The sequence below is a fragment of the Streptomyces sp. NPDC048295 genome (assembly GCF_040652135.1).
Lineage (GTDB): Bacteria > Actinomycetota > Actinomycetes > Streptomycetales > Streptomycetaceae > Streptomyces.
The window spans coordinates 207,167-228,205 of sequence record NZ_JBEZLL010000006.1 but is presented as its reverse complement, the minus strand read 5'-3'; the positions used below and the strand labels follow the sequence as shown (position 1 = coordinate 228,205).

Here is a 21,039-nt window from a genome sequence, read left to right as displayed (position 1 = left end):
CATGGACACATGTCCGTACTGACGCGCAACGAAGCGCAGACCCGAGCCCAGTTCCTCGACGTACACCGGTACACGATCGACCTCGATCTGACCGCGGGGGAGGAGACCTTCGACTCCCGCACCGTCATCCAGTTCACCGCAACCGCGGCCGGAGACACCTTCGTCGAACTCAAGCCCGCCACCCTGCGCTCGATCAGCCTCGACGGACACCCCCTCGACCCCGCCGACCTCACCGAGAACCGCTTCCCGCTCACCGCACTCACCCCCGGCACCCACGAACTGCGCATCGACGCCGCCATGCGCTACTCCCGCACCGGCGAAGGCATGCACCGCTTCACCGACCCGACCGACGGCGAGACATACCTCTACACCCAGCTCTTCATGGAAGACGTCCAGCGCGTCTTCGCCGCCTTCGACCAGCCCGACCTCAAGTCCGTCTTCGCACTCACCGTCACCGCCCCCGAAGGCTGGACCGTCCTCGGCAACGGCATCGCCGAACACCACGGCGACGGCCACTGGACCCTCGCCCCCACCCCCCTCATCTCCACCTACCTCGTCGCCGTCGCCGCCGGCCCCTGGCACTCCGTGACCACCGAACACGCCGGACTGCCCTTCGGCATCCACTGCCGCCGCTCGCTCGCCCCCCACCTCGACACGGACGCCGACGAGATCCTCGACATCACCCGGGCCTGCTTCGACCGCTTCCACGAGAAGTTCGACGAGCCCTACCCCTTCGACTCCTACGACCAGGCCTTCGTACCCGAGTTCAACGCCGGCGCCATGGAGAACCCCGGCCTCGTCACCTTCCGCGACGAGTTCATCTACCGCTCCGCCGTCACCGACACCGAACGCCAGACCCGCGGCATGGTCATCGCCCACGAAATGGCCCACATGTGGTTCGGCGACCTCGTCACCCTCGCCTGGTGGGACGACATCTGGCTCAACGAGTCCTTCGCCGAGTACATGGGCTACCAGACCCTCGCCGAAGCCACCCGCTTCACCGACACCTGGGTCGACTTCGGCGTCGCCCGCAAGGGCTGGGGCTACGACGCCGACCAACGCCCCTCCACCCACCCCGTCGCACCCGACCCGGACGCCGTCCCCGACACCGCGTCCGCCATGCTCAACTTCGACGGCATCTCCTACGCCAAGGGCGCATCCGCCCTGCGCCAACTCGTCGCCTGGCTCGGCGAAAAGGACTTCCTGGCCGGCATCAACACCCACTTCGCCCGCCATAAATTCGCCAACGCCACCCTCGCCGACTTCATCGACAACCTCGCATCGGCCACCGACCGCGACGTCCACGCCTGGGCCGAAGCCTGGCTGCGCACCACCGGAGTCGACACCCTCACCGCCCACGTCGAGGAAACCGACAGCACCTGGACCCTCGCCGTCGACCACAACGGCAGCCGCCCCCACCGCATCGCCGTCGGCGCCTACGACCAGGCCCCCGACACCCACACCGACCGGCTCGTCCTGCGCGAACGCTACGAAATCGACGTCCCCCAGAACGGCACACCCCAAGCCCGCCCCGGCCGTCGCCCCGCACTCCTCGTCCTCAACGACGGCGACCTCGGCTACGCCAAGATCCGCCTCGACCCCCAGTCCTGGGAAACCGTCGCCACCGGCCTCTCCGGCATCCCCGACGCCCTGACCCGCGCCGTCATCTGGAACGCCGCCCGCGACATGGTCCGCGACGGCGAACTCGCCCCCACCACCTACCTCGAAGCGGCCCGCACCCACCTCCCGCTCGAAACCGACCTCGCCCTCGCCCAAGGCGTACTCGCCTTCGCCGACACCCACATCACCCGCCGCTACCTCACCCCCGAACACCGCCCCACCGCCCTCGCCACCCTCACCGCCCTCTGCCGCGACCTCATCCGCCGCACCGAGGACGGCCACAACCCCGGCCTCCGCCTCATCGCCGTACGCCACCTCATCGACGCCGCCACCCAGCCCGACACCATCCAGGACTGGCTCACCAACGGCACCGTCCCCGGCGGACCCGAACTCGACCCCGAACTGCGCTGGCGCATCCTCACCCGCCTCGCCGTCCTCGGCGCCACCGACGAAACCACCATCGCCACCGAACTCGAACAGGACCCCAGCGCCACCGGCCAGGAAGGCGCCGCCCGCTGCCGCGCAGCCCTCCCCACCCCCGAGGCCAAGGCCACCGCCTGGAACGCCCTCTTCAACGACGACAGCCTCTCCAACTACCTCTTCACCGCCACCGCCCAAGGCTTCTGGCAACCCGAACAGACCGACCTCGTAAGCGAATACGTCCCCCGCTACTACCCCGAGGCCACCCGCCTCGCCGCCCGCCGCGGACCCGCCATCGCCGACGCCGCCGGCCGCTACGCCTTCCCCGCCTACGCCGTGAACACCGGCAACCTCCACCTCGGCGAACAAGCCCTCCAGGACAAGACCCTCATCCCCGCCCTGCACCGCAAACTCACCGACCAGATCGACGACCTGCGCCGCGCCATCGACGTACGCAACACCCACTGACCCACTGACCCACTGACCCACTGCCCCACAACCCCGCACCACCCGTGCCCGGCGCCACCCCCACCACACAGGGAGACGCCGGGCACACCCATCTCCACCGCCGCACCCATACCACCAGAACCCACCCCCACACCCCCACACCCCACCACCCGTCCCCCTTTCGAGTTCACCTCACCCGGCTCCCCGGCCGCGCCCCCGGAAACCCGGACAAGCTGGCATGTCCACCCATGCCCCACGCGACCCGAAGGGCCCCACCACCATGCCCACCCCACCCCCACCCCTCGCCGGAACCACCACCGGCCCCACCGCCCTGCGCCCCCTCATCGACACCGTCCTCACCGCACTGACCGACGGAGCCCACCGACGCGACGGCCCCCTCCCCGCCGGCGGCCCCGACGCCGTCACCCCACGCATGCGCACCGCCACCCACCCCCTCATCCCCGACCACGGCACCGGCCCCCACCACGCCCTGCGCACCCTCATCACCGCCCTCACCGAAGGCGCCGCAGACCCCGCCGACCCCCTCTGCACCGCCCACCTCCACACCCCACCCCTCGCCCTCGCCACCGCCGCCGACCTCGCCGCCTCCGCCCTCAACCCCTCCATGGACTCCTGGGACCAGGCCCCCGCCGCCTCCGCCCTCGAAGCCGACACCACCGCCGCACTCGCCGCCGAGATCTACCCCCACCAACCCACCCCCGACGCACTCATCACCACCGGCGGCACCGAAGCCAACCAACTCGCCCTCCTCCTCGCCCGCGAACGCAACGGCCCCGTACAGACCATCTGCGCCGCCAACGCCCACCACAGCATCACCCGCGCCGCCTGGCTCCTCGGCCTCCCCCAACCCGTCGTCATCCCCGCCCCCACCGGCGTCATGGACCTCACCGCACTCGACGAAGCCCTCACCCACCACCACCGCCCCCTCCTCGTCACCGCCACCGCCGGCACCACCGACACCGGCCAGATCGACCCACTCGCCGACATCGCCGACCTCTGCGCCACCCACGGCGCCGAACTCCACATCGACGCCGCCTACGGCGGACCCCTCCTCTTCAGCCCCACCCACCGAGGCAAGGTCCACGGCCTCGACCGCGCCCACAGCGTCACCCTCGACCTCCACAAACTCGGCTGGCAACCCGCCCCCGCAAGCATCCTCGCCGTCCCCCACCGCCACCACCTCGACCCACTCCACCACCAAGCCCCCTACCTCAACCCCGACGACGACACCGAAGCCGGCCTCCCCGACCTCCTCGGCCGCTCCCTGCGCACCACCCGACGCCCCGACGCCCTCAAGATCGCCGTCACCCTCCAGGCACTCGGCCGCACCGGAATCGCCGACCTCATCGACCGCACCCTCACCACCGCCCACCACCTCGCCGACCTCATCGCCAAAACCCCCACCCTCGACCTCTACGACCGCCCCACCATCAGCACCGTCCTCTTCCGCCCCACCAACGCCGACGACACCACCGTCGCCACCATCCGCCGCACCCTCCTCACCCGCGGCCAAGCCGTACTCGGCCGCGCCCACACCGACAACCGCCTCTGGCTCAAAGCCACCCTCCTCAACCCCCACACCACCCCCGACCACCTCCACACACTCCTCGACCTCGTCAACCAACTCGCCAACGACCTCGCGGAAGGCAACACCCCCCGATGACCGACCTGCCCACCCCCCACACCGACCAGCCACACGACCTCATCGGCATCGGCATCGGCCCCTTCAACCTCTCCCTCGCCGCCCTCGCCCACGGCATCCCCGCCAACCCCCACCCCCTCACCGCCACGTTCTACGAACAACGCCCCGCCTTCCACTGGCACCCCGGCCTCCTCATCGACGGAGCCAGCCTCCAAGTCCCCTTCCTCGCCGACCTCGTCACCCTCGCCGACCCCGCCAGCCCCTGGACCTTCCTCAACTACCTACGCAGCCGCGACCGCCTCTTCCCCTTCTACTTCGCCGAACGCTTCCACATCCAACGCGCCGAATACGACGCCTACTGCCGCTGGGTCACCGACCAACTCCCCGGCCTCCACTTCAGCCACCAGGTCGACGCCGTCCGCTGGAACAACCAACGCGAACTCTTCGAAATCGACTTCACCCAACTCGACAACGACGGCGAAGCCCAAGCACTCGGCCGCGCCCACACCCGCAACATCGCCCTCGGCATCGGCACCGAGCCCCACATCCCCGAACCCCTCAAACCCCTCACCGAAGCCGACAACATCCCCGTCATCCACTCCGCCGACTACCTCCACCACCGACAAGAACTCCTCGAAGCCCCCCACATCACCGTCATCGGCTCCGGACAATCCGGCGCCGAAATCTTCCTCGACCTCCTGCGCGCCCGCCCCACCGGCCACGAAAACCTCCACTGGCTCGCCCGCACCCAGGCCTTCGCACCCATGGAGTACTCAAAACTCGGCCTCGAACACTTCACCCCCGACTACAGCCGCTACTTCCACGCCCTCCCCGAATCCGTACGCGACGAACTCGTCCCCCACCAATGGCAACTCCACAAAGGCATCGACGCCGACACCATCGCCGCCATCCACGACGAGCTCTACCGCCGCACCCTCCACGGCGGCTGGCCCGACACCACCCTCACCCCCGGCGTCTCCGTACGCACCGCAGGACGCGTAGCCAACACCCGCATCGAACTCCACCTCGAACACACCCAGCAGAACACCCGCAGCCGACTCACCACCGACGCCGTCGTCCTCGCCACCGGGTACCGCGAACGCTCCCTCGACCGCATCCTCACCGGCCTCGACCCCTACATGCGCCGCGACGCCTCCCGACGCCCCCGCATCGACGACCGGTTCCGCCTCGTACTCGACCCCACCGTCACCGGCAACGTCTACGTACAGAACGCCGAACGCCACACCCACGGCGTCGGCGCCCCCGACCTCGGGCTCGCCGCCTGGCGCAGCGCCACCATCCTCAACGACCTCACCGGCACCAACCCCTACCCCCTCCCCGAACGCACCGCCTTCACCACCTTCGGCCTCACCCCCCAACACCCCGGCCTCCCCACCCAGAACCCCGACCTCATCCCCCTCACCCAGAACACCTGACCCCACCACACACAGAAGGCGGCCGCCCCCTCCCCAAGGAGAAGACGGCCGCCCACCAAGAACAACCGGCTAGAACACCGGCGTACCCTCACGCGTCAGACGCCAGTCCACCGAAGCGAACTCCGCACCATCCACCGAACCCTTCGCCTGCACCCAGGCAATGATCGTGTTACGAATCTCCTCCGAATTCGCCCACAACTGCTTGGCACCTGCCACATGCGGGAAGTTCCCACCACCACTCGCCCGGTAGTTGTTCACCGCCAGCACGAACTCCGCCGCCGGATCGATCGGCTTCCCCCCGAACGACAGATTCACGATCCGCGAACCATTCGGCTTCGCAATATCGATCTCGTACGTCAGACCCGACACCGCGTCATAGTTGTAATCCGGAGTATTGTCCGCATTCGTCAACTTTGCCGTGTCCACCGGAGCACCCACCGCAGTCTGCACGTAATACCGCGCCGAGAACTCCAGATAATCCCTCAGCTGCGCACCCGTCAGCAGACGCGCCTCAAGCGTGTTCTCGAACGGATACAGACCCGCCGCATCCTTGATCGTCACATCACCCGCCGGAATCTGCGCCGTACGCGAGAAACACGACGCCTGCGAGAGCACCGGAAGCGCCGCGTACGCGCCACCCGCCAACGCCGCCTTCACCGTCTCCGCCTGGACGACATTGATCAGATCGATGATCGGCTCGTCCTTCCAGGCCGCCTCCGCCGTCGTCATCGCCGCCGTCGACGTACCGATCACCTGATTGACGTACGCCACCACCTTCTTGTGCTCGTCCGCCAGCAGCCCCGTGATCCGCGGATCCTCCTCCACGGTGTTGGAGTTCAACACCTGCGAACCCGCCTTCTCCACCACCCAGCGGCCCTTCTCCCACACCAGATCGAAGTCGAACAGCGTCAACCGCTGCCCCCACTTCAACGGCTCCGAAAGAACCACCTTCTTGCCGGTCTGCTTGTTCTCCACGAAATACTCGGGAATCTCCAGATGCGCATGCCCCACCAGAATCGCATCGATACCCGGCACCTGCTCGGCCACCAGACCCGCCGCATTCTCCACGTACGGGATCTGATCACCGTACGACGACGTACCACTGTTCCCCGAATGCGCCGAAACGATCACCACATCCGCACCCATCGAACGAAGCCGCGGCACGAACTTCGCCGCCTGCTCCTCCAGCCCCGGAAACACCATCTTCCCGCCGACATTCGCCTTGTCCCAGATCGCGATACCCGGATTCGTCAGACCCAGAATCGCCACCTTCACATCCGGACCATGCGGAGTACGCATCTTCTTGATCACATACGGAGCGAACGCCGGCCGCAACGTCTTCGCATCCAGCGCGTTCGCACCCAGCAGCGGGAAATCACACTGCTCCTCGAACTTCCGCAACACCGGAATACCATAGTTGAACTCATGATTGCCCAGCGCCGCCGCGTCGTACCCGATCACGTTCATCGCCTGCGCCATCGGATGCACCGGACCACGCTTCGCCGTGATCGGATCGATCTTCGCGTAGTAGTACGACAGCTGCGTGCCCTGGATCGTGTCACCCGCATCGATCATCAACGTGTTACGACGACCCTTCTCCCGGCGCACCTGCTCCACCAGAGTCGAGATCTTCGCCAGACCGACATCGTTGTGCGCCTTGTCGTCGAACTCCTTGTCGGTGAAGTAGTCCCAGTTGAAGACATTCCCATGCAGGTCCGTCGTCCCCATCACGGTGAACGAGTACCGCTTCGGCGGACGCCCGTGCCCATGACCATGGCCATGACCCTGGGCCACGGCAGGCACCGCGGAACCCCCCGCGATCGCCACACCCGCACCGGCGACCGCCGATGTACCCAGGAACGTCCTACGGTTCAGCGGCATTTCGTCTCCCACATCTCAGTTCTCACGCAGCTCTGCACTCGCACGACGCGGCACCCCGACAAACACGACCACCACGCACAACGCGCGTAGATAATGACCCACCAGCCACACCCGGCAACACCCCCTGCGGGTTTCGATCTGATGACCACCCGCTGTCCGGTCCGTTGCCCGGTCCGCTGTCCGACCCGGATGCGACAGTGAACCCATGACCACCACCCCACCGCCCTACGGCACCCCCGAACACCCCCGCATCGCCGTCCGCGGCGAAGCCCACCACGAAGTCGACCCCGAAACCGCCCGCATCACCATCACCGTCACCACCCGCGGCAAGGACCGCCGCCACGCCCTCGAAGACCTCACCCGCCGCAACAACCACGTACTCGAACTCGCGCGCACCTACGGACAATCCATAGAAAAACTCGAAACCGGCACATTCTCCATCACACCCGAACTCACCAAGAAAGGCCGCAACGAACAAATCCACGCCTACCACGGCCGCGTCCACATCACCGCCGTCCTCAACGACTTCACCGCACTGGGCGAATTCACCACCACCATCGCCGACCTCGACATGACCCGGATCAACGGCCCCTGGTGGGGCCTGCGCCCCGACTCACCCGCCCACGCCACCGCCCGCCGCCAAGCCGTCCACGAAGCCGTCCAACGCGCCCGCGAATACGCCGACGCCCTCGGCTCCCACCTCACCGCCCTCCTCGAACTCACCGACCTCGGCGCGGAGAACACCACCCCCACCACCCTCCCCACACCCGGCGCCACACGAGGCCGCGCCGCCTACGGAGCAACCGCACCCGAACCCCCACCCACCCTCGACCTCGAACCACAACGCCAGACCGTCCATGCCCAGGTCAACGCCCGCTTCCTCATGTCACCGCCAAAACTCCAGAAATAAATGCTCATCCGAGCACCCCGCCGCACAATTCAACACTTGTCAATATCCCTTCACCCAAAGGTCGTTGAGCAGTCACCGCACGCCAATCAACTACCCGTAGGTAAGGTCTAGGCTCGAACCATGCGCCGAGCAAAAATCGTTTGTACCCTGGGCCCCGCCGTCGACACATACGACCAGATCAAGGCATTGGTCGAAGCGGGAATGGACATCGCCCGCCTCAACCTCAGCCACGGCACCTACGCCGAACACGAAGAGCGGTACCACCGCGTACGCAAGGCCTCCGACGAGAACGGACGCAGCGTCGGCATCCTCGCCGACCTTCAAGGCCCGAAGATCCGCCTCGGACGCTTCCTCGAAGGCCCCGTACTCCTTGAACGCGGCGACAGCTTCACCATCACCGTCGAACCCGTCGAAGGCGACCGCCACACCTGCGGCACCACCTACGACGGCCTCGCCGCCGACGTCACCACCGGCGAACGCATCCTCGTCGACGACGGCCGCGTCACCCTCGAAGTCACCGAAGTCGACGGCCCCCGCGTCCACACCACCGTCATCGAAGGCGGCATGGTCTCCGACCACAAGGGCCTCAACCTCCCCGGCGTCGCCGTCTCCGTCCCCGCACTCTCGGAAAAGGACATCGAAGACCTCCGCTGGGCCCTGCGCACCGGCGCCGACATCATCGCCCTCTCCTTCGTACGAAGCGGACGCGACATCGAGGACGTCCACCGCATCATGGACGAGGAAGGCCGCCGCCTCCCCGTCATCGCCAAGGTGGAGAAGCCCCAGGCCGTCGAGAACATCGACGGCATCGTCGCCGCCTTCGACGGCATCATGGTCGCCCGCGGCGACCTCGGCGTCGAAATGCCCCTGGAACAGGTGCCGATCGTCCAGAAGCGCGCGATCAAACTCGCCAGGCGCAACGCCAAGCCGGTCATCGTCGCCACCCAGATGCTCGACTCGATGATCGACAACTCCCGCCCCACCCGCGCCGAGGCCTCCGACGTCGCCAACGCGGTCATCGACGGCACGGACGCGGTGATGCTCTCCGGCGAGACCAGCGTCGGCAAGCACCCGATCGAGACGGTCCGCACGATGTCCCGCATCGTCGAGGCCGCCGAGGAGGACATTCTCACCAAGGGCCTCCCGCCCCTGACCGACCGCAACAAGCCCCGCACCCAGGGCGGCGCGGTGGCCCGCGCGGCGGCCGAGATGGGCGACTTCCTCGGCGCGAAGTTCCTGGTCGCCTTCACCCAGAGCGGCGACACGGTCCGGCGTCTCTCCCGCTACCGCTCGCCCATCCCGCTCCTCGCCTTCACCCCGGACCCGGCCACCCGCTCCCAGCTGAACCTGACCTGGGGCGTCGAGACCTTCCTCGGCCCGCACGTGGACTCGACGGACGCGATGGTCGCCCAGGTCGACGAGGAGCTGCTGAGGATCGGCCGCTGCCGGAAGGGCGACGTCGTCGTCATCACGGCCGGCTCCCCGCCGGGCGTCCCGGGCTCGACGAACCTGGTGCGGGTGCACCACATCGGTGAGGACGACAGCCCGAAGTAGGGCGGTCGTCAGTACTTCGGCCCGACGTGGGCGTCCATCAGCGCGACGGACGCCCGTCGGGCGACGGAGATGTTGTAGTGCTTTCCGGCGCGGGTGCAGTGTTTCCACTCGATGCCGAGCTTGTCGAGGGTGTCGGTGTAGAGCTGCCGGATGTCGTCCGAGACATTGGTGAACCAGTACCGCGGATACTCGTAGCGCTTCTTCACGCCCCCGACCACCCTGGTGGTCCAGTTCATGTTCCGGCAGCCGTCGGAGTGGATGAGTCCACGGACGAAGTCCCAGGGATGGGCGTCGACGATCTCCTGCTGCCAGGAGGCCAGAACGATGGGGCGTTCGTGCTTTTTGCCGGGGCCGTGCTGGGGGAAGAGGCACCAGAGGTGTTTCGAGCTCATCTTTACTTCGCGGCAGCCGGCCCGGCGGACTCTGCACACGGAGTTCTCGGGAAAGACGTCGCGCATGGCCTCTTCGCACAAATCCATGAGGCCAGGCCATGAGTCGGCGCAGGTGACGGACAGGCTCGGAGTCCGCATGCTCCTGTTCTGGACTATGTATCCATCGCCGAGGTAGAGGCCGAGCAGGTAGGCGTACGCCGACTGATCCAGTTCACCGTCGCATCGGGGGCAGAGCGAACGATGCGCCCCGGGGCATTCGCCGCGCTTGGCGCGGTCCATGTGCTTCCAGTAGCTGATCGTGCCTGCGGGCACGTTCAGCTTCCGCGCCACATCCGCGTTCCTCGCCCCGCCACGCAGAAGGGTGAGTGCCTTCTGCCGTAACTCAGGTCCATGGAAGTTCATGCGAACACTATGGGTGACCATTCACCACTGCGAGCAGCAGAAAGTGGATGTTCACGAGAACGTGAGCATCCACTTTCCTTGTGTGTGCCGAGTGCGGGATTCGAACCCGCAAGCCCTTTCGGGCAGATGTGTTTGAGACATCCGTGTATGCCATTCCACCAACCCGGCAAGGTTGCTGCCGGAAAGTGTACCGGGTGACATGTCCGCTCCGCTGCTAGGTAGGCTCATGGAAGCTGTACCTGCCCTTGGAACGAGGAGTCCCCCGTGACCGCCCCCGAGTCGCCCCAGCCCGCCGCCGACGACGACAAGTCGCACGTTCCGCCGCTGACGACCCGCGTCGTCATCGCCGAGGACGAGGCGCTCATCCGTCTCGACCTCAAAGAGATGCTGGAGGAAGAGGGCTACGCGGTCGTCGGAGAGGCAGGGGACGGGCAGCGGGCCGTCGAGCTGGCTCGGGAGCACCGGCCGGATCTGGTCATCCTCGATGTGAAGATGCCGGTCCTGGACGGGATCTCCGCGGCGGAGAAGATCGCCGAGGAGTCCATCGCGCCGGTACTGATGCTGACCGCGTTCTCGCAGCGCGATCTCGTGGAGCGGGCCAGGGACGCCGGGGCGATGGCGTATCTGGTGAAGCCGTTCAGCAAGAGCGACGTGGTGCCGGCCATCGAGATGGCGGTGTCGCGGTTCGCGGAGCTGAAGGCGCTGGAGTCCGAGGTCGCGGATCTCGCGCAGCGGCTGGAGACGCGGAAGCTGGTGGACCGGGCGAAGAGCATTCTGCAGACGGATTATGGGCTCTCCGAGCCGGCCGCGTTCCGGTGGATCCAGAAGACGTCGATGGACCGCCGGCTGTCGATGCAGCAGCTCGCCGAGGCGTTGATCGAGGATGCCGAGGAGAAGAAGAAGGCGGCCGAGTAGGCCGTATGCGAGTACGAGGAAGGCCCGCGTCCCGGATGTCCGGGGCGCGGGCCTTCCTCGTGTGTCAGTCCTCGCCGAGATACGCCTTGCGGACGGACTCGTCGTGGAGGAGGTCCGCGCCGGTGCCGGAGAGGACGATCTTGCCGACCTCCATGACGTGGCCCTGGTCCGCGAGGGAGAGTGCGGCCTGGGCGTTCTGCTCGACGAGCAGGATGGTGGTGCCCTGCGCCTTGAGCTCGACGATGGTCTCCATGATCTTCTGCATCATGATCGGGGAGAGGCCCATGGAGGGTTCGTCGAGCATCAGGAGTTTGGGCTGGCACATGAGGGCCCTGCCCATGGCGAGCATCTGCTGTTCGCCGCCCGAGAGGGTTCCGGCGGCCTGCTTGCGGCGTTCCCCGAGGATGGGGAAGAGGTCGTAGGCGCGCTGGATGTCCTTCTCGATGCCTGCCTTGTCGTTGCGGAGGTAGGCGCCGAGCTGGAGGTTCTCGGTGATGGTGAGCCGGGGGAAGATGTGGCGTCCCTCGGGGGAGTGGGCGAGGCCCAGGGAGACGACCTTGTGTGCGGGTACGTCGGTGAGTGGTCTGCCGTCGAAGACGATGCGGCCGCCGGCCGGTTTGAGCAGGCCGGAGAGGGTGCGCAGGGTGGTGGTCTTGCCGGCGCCGTTGGTGCCGATGAGGGTGACGACCTGGCCGGCCTCGACGGTGAAGGAGATGCCCTTGACGGCTTCGATCTTGCCGTAGGCGACGCGGAGGTCCTCGACCTCCAGAAGTGCGGTCATCGGGTGTCCTCCTCCTCGGTGCTGGTGGTGGCTGTTTTCGTGGCGTCTTTTGCGGTGTCTTTTGCGGCGTCGGCTTCGGCGGCTGCGACCTCGGCGGCTTCTTCGGCGCCGGGGGCGCCTTCGAAGGGGGTGCCGAGGTAGGCGGCGACGACGCGTTCGTCGCTCTGGACGACGTCGGGGGTGCCTTCGACGAGCTTTTCGCCCTGGACGAGGCAGGCGACGCGGTCGCAGAGGTTGAAGATGAACCGCATGTCGTGCTCGATGACGAGGACGGCGATGCCTTGGTCGCGGATGGCGAAGATGAGTTCTTCGGTGACGCGGGTCTCTTGCGGGTTCATGCCGGCGGTGGGCTCGTCGAGGAGGAGGAGTCCGGGGTCGCTGGCGAGGGCGCGGGCGATTTCCAGCTTGCGCTGGTCTCCGTAGGGGAGGTTGCGCGCGAGGTGGTCGGCCTTGTCGGCGAGGCCGATGAACTCCAGGAGTTCCATGGCGCGTTCGCGGCTGGCCTGTTCGGCTCTGGTGAAGCCGGGGAGGCGCAGGAGGGCGGACCAGAGGCCTTCCTTGGTCCTGGTGTGGCGTCCGACGAGGACGTTTTCCAGGACGGTCATGTTGGCGAAGAGCCGGATGTTCTGGAAGGTGCGGGCGATGCCTGCCTGGGTGACGAGGTGGGGCTTGGGCGGCAGGACGGTGTCCTTGTAGCTGACCGTGCCTTCGGTGGGGATGTAGAGGCCGGTGAGGCAGTTGAAGAAGGTGGTCTTGCCGGCGCCGTTGGGGCCGATGAGGCCGACGATCTCGCCTGCGTCGACGGTGAGGTCGACGTTGCGTACGGCGGTGAGGCCGCCGAAGCGCATGGTGACGCCGCTGGCGTCGAGGACGGTGGTGGCGGTCTTCGTGGTGGTCATGGTGGTCACGCCCCCGCCTTGGCGACGCCGGCGCCGGTCTCTTCGGACTGTCGTGGTTCCGGTACGTCGGGCTGGTCGTTCTCGTGGAATTCGAGCTGCTTCCGGCGGTCGGCGACCAGTCCTTCGGGGCGCAGGCGCATCAGGAGGATGAGTGCGATGCCGAAGAGGAAGAGCTGGTAGTCCTGCATGAACTGGAGTTTGGCCGGGATGAGGTAGAGCAGTGCGGCGCCGACGAGGGGTCCGCTGAGGGTTCCCATGCCGCCGAGGATGACGGCGGCGAGGAGGAAGGCGGAGTTGGGGGGTACGGAGCCGGCGAACTGGTACTGCTCGGGTGTCACGGTGTAGTTGACGTGTGCCTGGACGGTTCCGGCGAGTCCGGCGAGGGTGGCGCCGAGGGCGAAGGCGAGCAGTTTGAGCCGGAAGGCGTTGATGCCCATGGCGGTGGCTGCGGTTTCGTCTTCGCGGATGGCGACCCAGGCGCGGCCGATGCGGGATTCTCCGGAGCGGCGGAAGACGAGCACGACGACGGCGGTGAAGACGAGCATCAGCAGGTAGTAGTTGGCGGACCTGCCGAGGTCGAAGCCGAGGATGTTGTGCTTGAGGCCGAAGTCGAAGCCGAAGAAGTCGAGGTCGGGGATGCTGGGGATGCCTTGGGAGCCGTTGGTGAGGTCGGGTCCGCTGTTGCCGTTGAGGTTGTTGACGGTGAGGCGGAAGATTTCACCGAAGCCGAGGGTGACGATGGCGAGGTAGTCGCCGCGCAGTCGCAGGGTTGGTGCGCCGATGAGTACGCCGAAGACGAGTGATGCTCCGGCGCCGGTGAGGACTGCGGCCCAGAAGGGGAACTCGACGCCGATGGCGGACATGGTGGAGCCGGAGACCAGGGCGGCGGCGTAGGCGCCGACGCCGAGGAAGGCGACGTATCCGAGGTCGAGGAGGCCGGCGAGGCCTACGACGACGTTGAGGCCGAGTGCGACGGTGCCGAAGATGAGGATGTTGGCGCCGATGAGCGCGTATTCCTCTTTCTGCTGGGTGAAGGGGAAGCAGACGGCTGCGACGAGGGCTGCGGCGAGGGTGATGTTGCGGTGCTTCGCGGTCAGTGCGGTGAGGCGGGAGACGAGTCCGGCCCGGTGGAGTGCGGTGAAGGCGAAGCCGACGGTGATGAGGAAGCCGATGAAGAGTTCGGTGTAGTCGGTGTCGATGCCGTAGGCGAAGACGTAGAGGCCGATGCCGAACGCGGCGACGATGATGAGGATTTCGGCCCAGGAGGGGAGGGGCTTGGGGCGGGGGGCCTGGGGGGCGCCGAGGCTGTTGCGGAAGCGCTGCCAGGCGGTGGCCTCGGTGTCGGTGAGTGGCTGGTCGCCGGGGAGTCCGAGTGCGGCGGCTGCGGCGATGAGTGCGCCGATGCCGCTGACCCAGGCGCCGGGTTCCAGGTTGACGATGCCGCCGAGGTCGTAGGCGATGGCGCCGATGGTGTAGCCGGTGGTGCCGAGGGTGCCGAGGGCGAGGAGGCGGACGGGGCTGTTGGTGCCGCCGGGGGTGAGCCAGTGCAGGCCTCGGATGCCGTACCCGGACAGGGTGAGGAGCAGGGTGAGTGCGGCGCTGATGAGGGTGAGGACCTGGAGGCCGCCGGGGTAGCCGGTGACGGTGAGGTCGCCGGGGAATTCGTCGGTCCAGGTCCAGGCGAGGAAGGTGCCGGCGAGGGCGACGGTGGCGCCTGCGGTGGTGCCGATGCGGGCCGCTGCGGCGGGGATCGGCAGGAAGGCGGGGCCGGGTGCGGTGGTGTGGTTGGTGGTCATCCGTATCACGCCCGATCCGCGACGCGTTCGCCGAGCAGGCCCTGGGGGCGCAGGAGCAGGACGATGATGAGGAGGACGAAGGCCCATACGTCCTTCCAGGCGCCGCCGCCGAAGAGGTCCATGCCGGGGACGTTGCTCATGTAGCCGGTGGCGAGGGATTCGGCGATGCCGAGTACGACGCCGCCGAGCATGGCGCCGTAGATGTTGCCGATGCCGCCGAGTACGGCTGCGGTGAAGGCCTTGAGGCCCATGATGAAGCCCATTTTGAAGCCGATCTGGCCGTTCTTGAGCCCGTAGGCGACGGCGGCGACGGCGGCGAACGCGGCACCGATGGCGAAGGCCATGACGATGATGCGGTCGGTGTTGATGCCCATGAGCTTGGCGGTGTCGGGGTCCTGGCTGGTGGCCTGCATGCCGCGGCCGGAGCGGGTCTTGGAGACGAAGAGCCCGAGGGCGATCATGCAGATGGGTGCCGTGATGAGGACGAAGAGGTCACCGCGTTGGATGTGGGCGCCGAAGATGTCGATCGCTTCGCCCTTGAACTGGGGGAAGGAGCGGTCCTTCTTGGCGTCGGGGTACCACTTCCAGATGGCCTGCTGGAGTGCGAGGGAGAGTCCGATCGCGGTGATCAGCGGGGCCAGTCGGGGTGCGTTGCGCAGGGGCCGGTAGGCGAAGCGTTCGGCGGCTGTGCTGACGGCGACGGAGCATATGACGCCGCCGATGATCATGAGGGGGATGATTGCGAGGAGGGAGACACCGGCCGGCATCCAGAGGTACACGGTGAGAGCTCCGAAGCCTCCGATCATGAAGATCTCGCCGTGGGCGAAGTTGATGAGCTGGATGATTCCGTAGACCATCGTGTAGCCGATCGCGATGAGTCCGTACATCGCGCCGAGGATGAGTCCATTGGCCAGCTGTTGCGGCAGTTCGTTCACCGCAGGGCCTCCGTGGAGTGGTTCGGATATGGCACCGCGCGGGGGCGCTGGTGGCGCTCCCGCGCGGTCTGGGTGGGTCAGGCGTGGGCCCGGGAGCTTGTTACGGCTTGTAGGCCTCGCTGAGCTTGGAGGTCCACTTGCCGCCGTCGACCTGGTAGGCGGTCATCATGGTGTTGGTGGTGTCGCCGTATTCGTCGAAGGAGACGGGGCCGGTGACGCCGTCGAACTTGACCTTGGCCATGGCCGCGAGGACCTTGGTGCGGGCGTCGTCGCCGGTGGGGAGCTTGCCGCCGTTGTCGGCGACGGCGATCTTGACGGCCTCGATGATGGACCAGGTGGCGTCGTAGGTGCCGCCGCCGTAGGCCTCGTAGGCGTCCTTGTATCCGGCGGTCTTGTAGTCGGCGATGAACTTCTTGGCGGAGTCGAGTTCCTCGACGGGCTTGCCGACGGAGGTGGCGATGTCGCCCTGGGCCTTCTTGTTGAGCTTGATGAAGTCGGCGCTGTACATGCCGTCGCCGCCCATGAGGGGGATCTGGACGCTGTCCTTGAGCTGCTGGCTCAGGGGTGCGCCGGCGGGGTATTCGCCGCCGTAGTAGACGGCCTTGGCGCCGGACTTCTTGACCTTGGTGACGACGGCGTTGAAGTCGCGGTCGTCGGGGTTGACGTGGTCGGAGCCGACGATCTTGCCGCCGAGGGTGGTGAAGGTGTTCTTGAAGGATGCGGCGAGGCCGGCGCCGTAGGGCTTCTGGTCGTCGATGAGGTAGACCTGCTTGATCTTCGCGTTGTTGAAGAGGTACTTCGCTGCGAAGGCGCCCTGGATCTGGTCCGTGGTGGCGGTGCGGAAGTAGGTCTTGAAGGGGCGCTTCTTGTCGCCGGTCTTCCAGTTCTCGCCCTGGGTGAGTTCGGTGCCGGTGTTGGCGGGGGAGACCTGGGTGAGGTTGGCGTCGTTGAGCGGCTTCTGCATCGACTGGGAGACGCCGGAGTTCAGGGGGCCGACGACGCCGACGACGGTGTCGTCGTCGATGAACTTCTGGGCGTTCTGCTGGCCGACGGAGGGCTGTGCCTGGTCGTCGAGGGGCTTGACCTCGAATTTGATGCCGGGGACGGTGTTTTCCTTGTTGGCCGTCTTGGCGGCGAGGTCGGCGGAGTTCTTGATGCCGAGGCCGAGGGCGGACAGGTCGCCGGTGATGGGCGCGTCGACGCCGATGACGACGGTCTGGGTGCCGCCGCTGTCTCCGCCCTTCTTGCTGTCGTCGCGCGACCCGCAGGCGGTGAGCGTCAGTGCTCCGGTGGTGAGCACGGTGGTGAGTATGAGCAAAGAACGGTGTCGCACGAAAGGTCCTTTCCCTGGCGCGGCCTCCTCTGCTTGAGGTGCCGTGACGTTCGCCGGGCCGTACTGGGTTGGTACAGGGCCGTGCTTGCAGACGCGCCCGGCGGCGCGGTGACTGGCCGTGACTCTAGGCGCAGGTGCGGGCGTCGCGGGTGGGTCCGCCGCAGGATGTGACTGTCTTGTTATGCCGTTGAGCAAGGCTTGAGGTGGCTGTGCGGACATGTACGGCTTTTTACCGGACGGTGAAGTGACCGCATGCTGAGAACGCCCAGCTCTGCTAAGGGGCTTGAGCCGATCATGGTGCTGTCGCGCCTGGTGGGGAGGGGTGTGGTGTGCGAGGGCATGGCGAGGTGCCCGGCGGCTGTGGGGGCCGGGTTCGGGGGCTGCGTGGGGGCGTCCGCGGATCGGGTGCCGGTTACGCAGTGTCACATCGGCGGTGATGTGGTCGACGCGGTGTTGTGTGCGTGGAGTGCGGGGCCGGTGTGTGTGGGGTGCCGAGTGGGCCACACAACGGTGTTCGGGGTCAAGGGAGTTGGTGTTTTCCTTTGCCAATTCCCTTTCGTGGGTGCGTGGTTGCGGGCGGGTATGGCACTGCCCGGCCGGATTGTGTTCCGGCCGGGCAGTGGTGTCGCGGTGTGTTCGGTGTGCGTGTCCGGGTCCGTCAGGCGGGGTCGGGCCGGGGGGCGTCGCGGAGCATGCAGGTGAGGCGTGCGGTGCAGACCCGCTTGTCCTGTTCGTCGGTGATGGTGATCTCGTACGTGGCGGTGGAGCGGCCGCGGTGTACGGGGGTGGCGGTGCCGGTGACGAGTCCGCTGCGTACGCCGCGGTGGTGGGTGCAGTTCAGGTCGACGCCGACGGCGAGCTTGGTGGCGCCGCCGTGGAGCATGGAGCCGATGGAGCCGAGGGTCTCGGCGAGGACGGCGGAGGCGCCGCCGTGGAGGAGTCCGTAGGGCTGGGTGTTGCCCTCGACGGGCATGGTGCCGACGACGCGGTCCGCGGAGGCTTCGACGATGGTGACGCCCATGCGTTCGCCGAGGTGGCCGGCGGAGAAGAGGGCGGGCAGGTCGACGCCGAGTGCGGCGTACTCGTCGATGATCTCCTGGGGGAACTTGGGTGCGGTGTGCTCGCCCATGGGCCGGCTCCGATCGTCTGCGGTGGTTCACGGCTTCGATGCCGTGTGCGTCGTTCTTATCAGACGACTGAGCGGACGCTTAGGCCGTCCTGCGGGGTCGGTCCCGCGGTGGTGTTCTCGAAGCGGATGACGACGGACTTGCTGGCCGGGGTGTTGCTGGTGTCGGCGGTGGAACCGAGGGGGACCAGCACATTGGTCTCCGGGTAGTAGGCGGCGGCGCAGCCCCGGGCGGTGGGGTAGTGGACGATGCGGAAGCCGGGGGCGCGGCGTTCCACGCCGTCCTTCCATTCGCCGACGAGGTCGGTGTGCGCGCCGTCGGGGAGGTGGAGGGTGCGGGCGTCGTCGGGGTTGACCAGGACGATGCGGCGGCCGCCCTTGATGCCGCGGTAGCGGTCGTCGAGGCCGTAGATGGTGGTGTTGTACTGGTCGTGGGAGCGCAGGGTCTGCAACAGCAGTCTGCCTTCGGGGAGTTCGGGGTACTCGACGGGTGCGGCGGTGAAGTTGGCCTTGCCGGTCGTGGTGGGGAAGCGGCGTTCGTCGCGGGGGGCGTGGGGGAGGGTGAAGCCGCCGGGTCGTGCGACGCGGGCGTTGAAGTCCTCGAAGCCGGGGACGACGCGGGAGATGCGGTCGCGGATCGTCGCGTAGTCGTTCTCGAACTCTTCCCAGGGGGTGGTCGACGCGGGGCCGAGGACGGCGCGGGCGAGGCGGGCGACGATGGCGGGTTCGGAGAGCAGGTGGGGGCCGGCGGGGGTGAGGTTGCCGCGTGAGGCGTGGACCATGCTCATGGAGTCCTCGACGGTGACGAACTGCTTGCCGCTCGCCTGGATGTCCTTGTCGGTGCGTCCCAGTGTCGGCAGGATCAGAGCGCGGGTGCCGGTCACGGCGTGGGAGCGGTTGACCTTGGTGGAGACGTGGACGGTGAGGCGGGCGCGGCGCATGGCGGCCTCGGTGACGTCGGTGTCGGGGGTGGCCGCGACGAAGTTGCCGCCCATGGCGAAGAAGACCTTGGCGTCGCCGTCGCGCAGGGCCTGGATGGAGCGGACGACGTCGTAGCCGTGGTGGCGTGGTGAGGTGATGCCGAATTCCTGGTCGAGGGCGTCGAGGAAGGCGGGGGCGGGGCGTTCGAAGATGCCCATGGTGCGGTCGCCCTGCACGTTGGAGTGGCCCCGGACGGGGCAGACTCCGGCGCCGGGGCGGCCGATGTTGCCGCGCAGCAGCAGGAAGTTCACGACTTCGCGGATGGTGGGTACGGAGTGCTTGTGCTGGGTGAGGCCCATGGCCCAGCAGACGACGGTGCGTTTCGAGGCGAGGACCATGGCGAGGGCCTGCTCGATGGCGGCGCGGTCGAGGCCGGTGGCGGTGAGGGTCTGCTCCCAGTCGGCCTCGCGGGCGGCCCGGGCGAATTCCTCGTAGCCGTGGGTGTGTTCCTCTACGAAGGTTTCGTCGACGGCGCCCTTCGTCTCCAGGATCATTTTGTTCAGGAGCCGGAAGAGGGCCTGGTCGCCGCCGATCCGGATCTGGAGGAAGAGGTCGTTGAGTGCGGCGCCCTTGAGCATGCCGAGGGGGGTCTGGGGGTTCTTGAAGCGTTCCAGGCCGGCTTCGGGGAGCGGATTCACCGAAATGATCTTCGCGCCGGCCGATTTGGCCTTCTCCAGGGCGGAGAGCATCCGGGGATGGTTCGTGCCGGGGTTCTGTCCGGCGACGATGATCAGGTCCGCCTGGTGGAGGTCTTCCAGGGAGACGCTGCCCTTGCCGATGCCGATGGTCTCCGTCAGTGCCGAGCCGGAGGACTCGTGGCACATGTTGGAGCAGTCGGGGAGGTTGTTGGTGCCGAATTCGCGGGCGAACAGCTGGAGGAGGAACGCGGCCTCGTTGCTGGTGCGGCCCGAGGTGTAGAAGAGGGCCTCGTCGGGGGAGGCGAGGGCGTTGAGTTCCTCGGCGATGACGGCGAAGGCGCGTTCCCAGGTCACCGCCTCGTACCGGTCGGCGCCCTCGGGGAGGTACATCGGCTGGGTGATCCGGCCCTGCTGGCCCAGCCAGTACCCGCTGCGGGTGGCGAGGTCGGCGACGGGGTGTGCGGCGAAGAAGTCGGGGGTGACCCGGCGCAGCGTCGCTTCCTCCGCGACGGCCTTGGCGCCGTTCTCGCAGAACTCGGCCGTGTGCCGTTTGTCGCCCTCGGGCCAGGCGCAGCCGGGGCAGTCGAAGCCGTTCTTCTGGTTGACCTTGAGGAGGGTCTCTGCGGTGCGGCGTACGCCCATCTGCTGCTGGGCGATGCGCAGGCTGTGGGCGACGGCGGGGAGGCCGGCGGCGGCGTGGTGCGCCGGCTCGACCCGCGGTGCGTCCTGGACCGGATCTCCTGTGGGCGGCTTGGTGGCCATTGCGTGCTCCCCTTCGAGCCGACTGCGAAGCCTTGCGGTGCGCGGTGTGCGTCGAGGCTGTCCGTGTTCCTCGTGCGATCCTGTCACGCGGTGTCGGGGGGCGGCACGGACGGGGAGGGCGGCCAGCGGGGCCGGTCGGGATTGTCAG

At 67.5% G+C, this 21,039-nt stretch carries 15 protein-coding genes and 1 tRNA gene; 6 read left to right on the top strand and 10 right to left on the bottom strand.

The genetic code is table 11. The annotated features are described in order from the left end of the window. Positions 1-9: 9 nt before the first annotated feature. The 3 genes from pepN (at position 10) to AB0D53_RS11495 (ending at position 5,586) form a co-directional block, all read left to right on the top strand. The gene (gene pepN, locus AB0D53_RS11505; RefSeq protein WP_362443561.1) at positions 10-2,508 is read left to right on the top strand and encodes an aminopeptidase N; all 2,499 of its coding nucleotides are present in this window, start codon (positions 10-12) and stop codon (positions 2,506-2,508) included. Positions 2,509-2,725: 217 nt separating this feature from the next. After that, positions 2,726-4,171 (top strand): aminotransferase class V-fold PLP-dependent enzyme, encoded by a 1,446-nt coding sequence (locus AB0D53_RS11500; protein ID WP_362443558.1) that lies wholly within the window; start codon positions 2,726-2,728, stop codon positions 4,169-4,171. Further along, positions 4,168-5,586 (top strand): SidA/IucD/PvdA family monooxygenase, encoded by a 1,419-nt coding sequence (locus AB0D53_RS11495; RefSeq protein WP_362443556.1) that lies wholly within the window; start codon positions 4,168-4,170, stop codon positions 5,584-5,586. The genes AB0D53_RS11500 and AB0D53_RS11495 overlap by 4 nt, the downstream gene beginning before the upstream one ends. Before the next feature lie 69 nt (positions 5,587-5,655). Here the strand turns inward: AB0D53_RS11495 and AB0D53_RS11490 are convergent, their stop codons facing one another. Continuing rightward, positions 5,656-7,467, bottom strand: a complete 1,812-nt coding sequence (locus AB0D53_RS11490; protein ID WP_362443554.1) for a 5'-nucleotidase C-terminal domain-containing protein — start codon at positions 7,465-7,467, stop codon at positions 5,656-5,658. 205 nt (positions 7,468-7,672) lie between these two features. On the opposite strand from AB0D53_RS11490, the gene AB0D53_RS11485 reads away from it, so the two are divergent. Together AB0D53_RS11485 and pyk are read left to right on the top strand one after the other, a co-directional pair. Then, positions 7,673-8,377, top strand: coding sequence for an SIMPL domain-containing protein (locus AB0D53_RS11485; protein WP_362443551.1), 705 nt, complete (start codon positions 7,673-7,675; stop codon positions 8,375-8,377). 120 nt (positions 8,378-8,497) lie between these two features. Further along, positions 8,498-9,931 (top strand): pyruvate kinase, encoded by a 1,434-nt coding sequence (pyk, locus tag AB0D53_RS11480; RefSeq protein WP_362443548.1) that lies wholly within the window; start codon positions 8,498-8,500, stop codon positions 9,929-9,931. 8 nt (positions 9,932-9,939) lie between these two features. Here the strand turns inward: pyk and AB0D53_RS11475 are convergent, their stop codons facing one another. Both AB0D53_RS11475 and AB0D53_RS11470 read right to left on the bottom strand, forming a co-directional pair. Then, entirely contained in the window at positions 9,940-10,725 is a 786-nt protein-coding gene (locus AB0D53_RS11475) for a helix-turn-helix domain-containing protein (RefSeq protein ID WP_362443545.1), read from the bottom strand. 85 nt (positions 10,726-10,810) lie between these two features. After that, positions 10,811-10,893: transfer RNA gene (locus AB0D53_RS11470), tRNA-Leu, on the bottom strand. A 96-nt stretch (positions 10,894-10,989) separates the two neighbouring features. On the opposite strand from AB0D53_RS11470, the gene AB0D53_RS11465 reads away from it, so the two are divergent. Continuing rightward, on the top strand, positions 10,990-11,640 hold the full coding sequence (locus AB0D53_RS11465) for a response regulator (protein WP_362443542.1): 651 nt from the start codon (positions 10,990-10,992) through the stop codon (positions 11,638-11,640). A 64-nt stretch (positions 11,641-11,704) separates the two neighbouring features. Here AB0D53_RS11465 and AB0D53_RS11460 read toward each other — a convergent pair whose 3' ends face one another. The 7 genes from AB0D53_RS11460 to AB0D53_RS11430 all read right to left on the bottom strand — a co-directional run bounded on the left by AB0D53_RS11460 (position 11,705) and on the right by AB0D53_RS11430 (position 20,891). Then, on the bottom strand, positions 11,705-12,421 hold the full coding sequence (locus tag AB0D53_RS11460; protein WP_329817003.1) for an ABC transporter ATP-binding protein: 717 nt from the start codon (positions 12,419-12,421) through the stop codon (positions 11,705-11,707). Beyond that, positions 12,418-13,329, bottom strand: coding sequence for an ABC transporter ATP-binding protein (locus AB0D53_RS11455; protein WP_362443538.1), 912 nt, complete (start codon positions 13,327-13,329; stop codon positions 12,418-12,420). Before AB0D53_RS11455 ends, AB0D53_RS11460 begins: the two co-directional genes overlap by 4 nt. After that, positions 13,326-15,116 (bottom strand): branched-chain amino acid ABC transporter permease, encoded by a 1,791-nt coding sequence (locus tag AB0D53_RS11450; RefSeq protein WP_362443535.1) that lies wholly within the window; start codon positions 15,114-15,116, stop codon positions 13,326-13,328. The genes AB0D53_RS11455 and AB0D53_RS11450 overlap by 4 nt, the downstream gene beginning before the upstream one ends. 5 nt (positions 15,117-15,121) lie before the next feature. Beyond that, the gene (locus tag AB0D53_RS11445) at positions 15,122-16,051 is read right to left on the bottom strand and encodes a branched-chain amino acid ABC transporter permease (protein ID WP_329816998.1); all 930 of its coding nucleotides are present in this window, start codon (positions 16,049-16,051) and stop codon (positions 15,122-15,124) included. 100 nt (positions 16,052-16,151) lie between these two features. After that, positions 16,152-17,369: a branched-chain amino acid ABC transporter substrate-binding protein gene (locus AB0D53_RS11440; protein ID WP_329817153.1), complete on the bottom strand. Its 1,218-nt coding sequence runs from the start codon at positions 17,367-17,369 to the stop codon at positions 16,152-16,154. Between the two features lie 673 nt (positions 17,370-18,042). Continuing rightward, positions 18,043-18,513, bottom strand: a complete 471-nt coding sequence (locus AB0D53_RS11435; RefSeq protein ID WP_362443531.1) for a hotdog fold thioesterase — start codon at positions 18,511-18,513, stop codon at positions 18,043-18,045. Positions 18,514-18,572: 59 nt separating this feature from the next. Further along, the gene (locus AB0D53_RS11430) at positions 18,573-20,891 is read right to left on the bottom strand and encodes an FdhF/YdeP family oxidoreductase (RefSeq protein WP_362443528.1); all 2,319 of its coding nucleotides are present in this window, start codon (positions 20,889-20,891) and stop codon (positions 18,573-18,575) included. Positions 20,892-21,039: the final 148 nt, after the last annotated feature.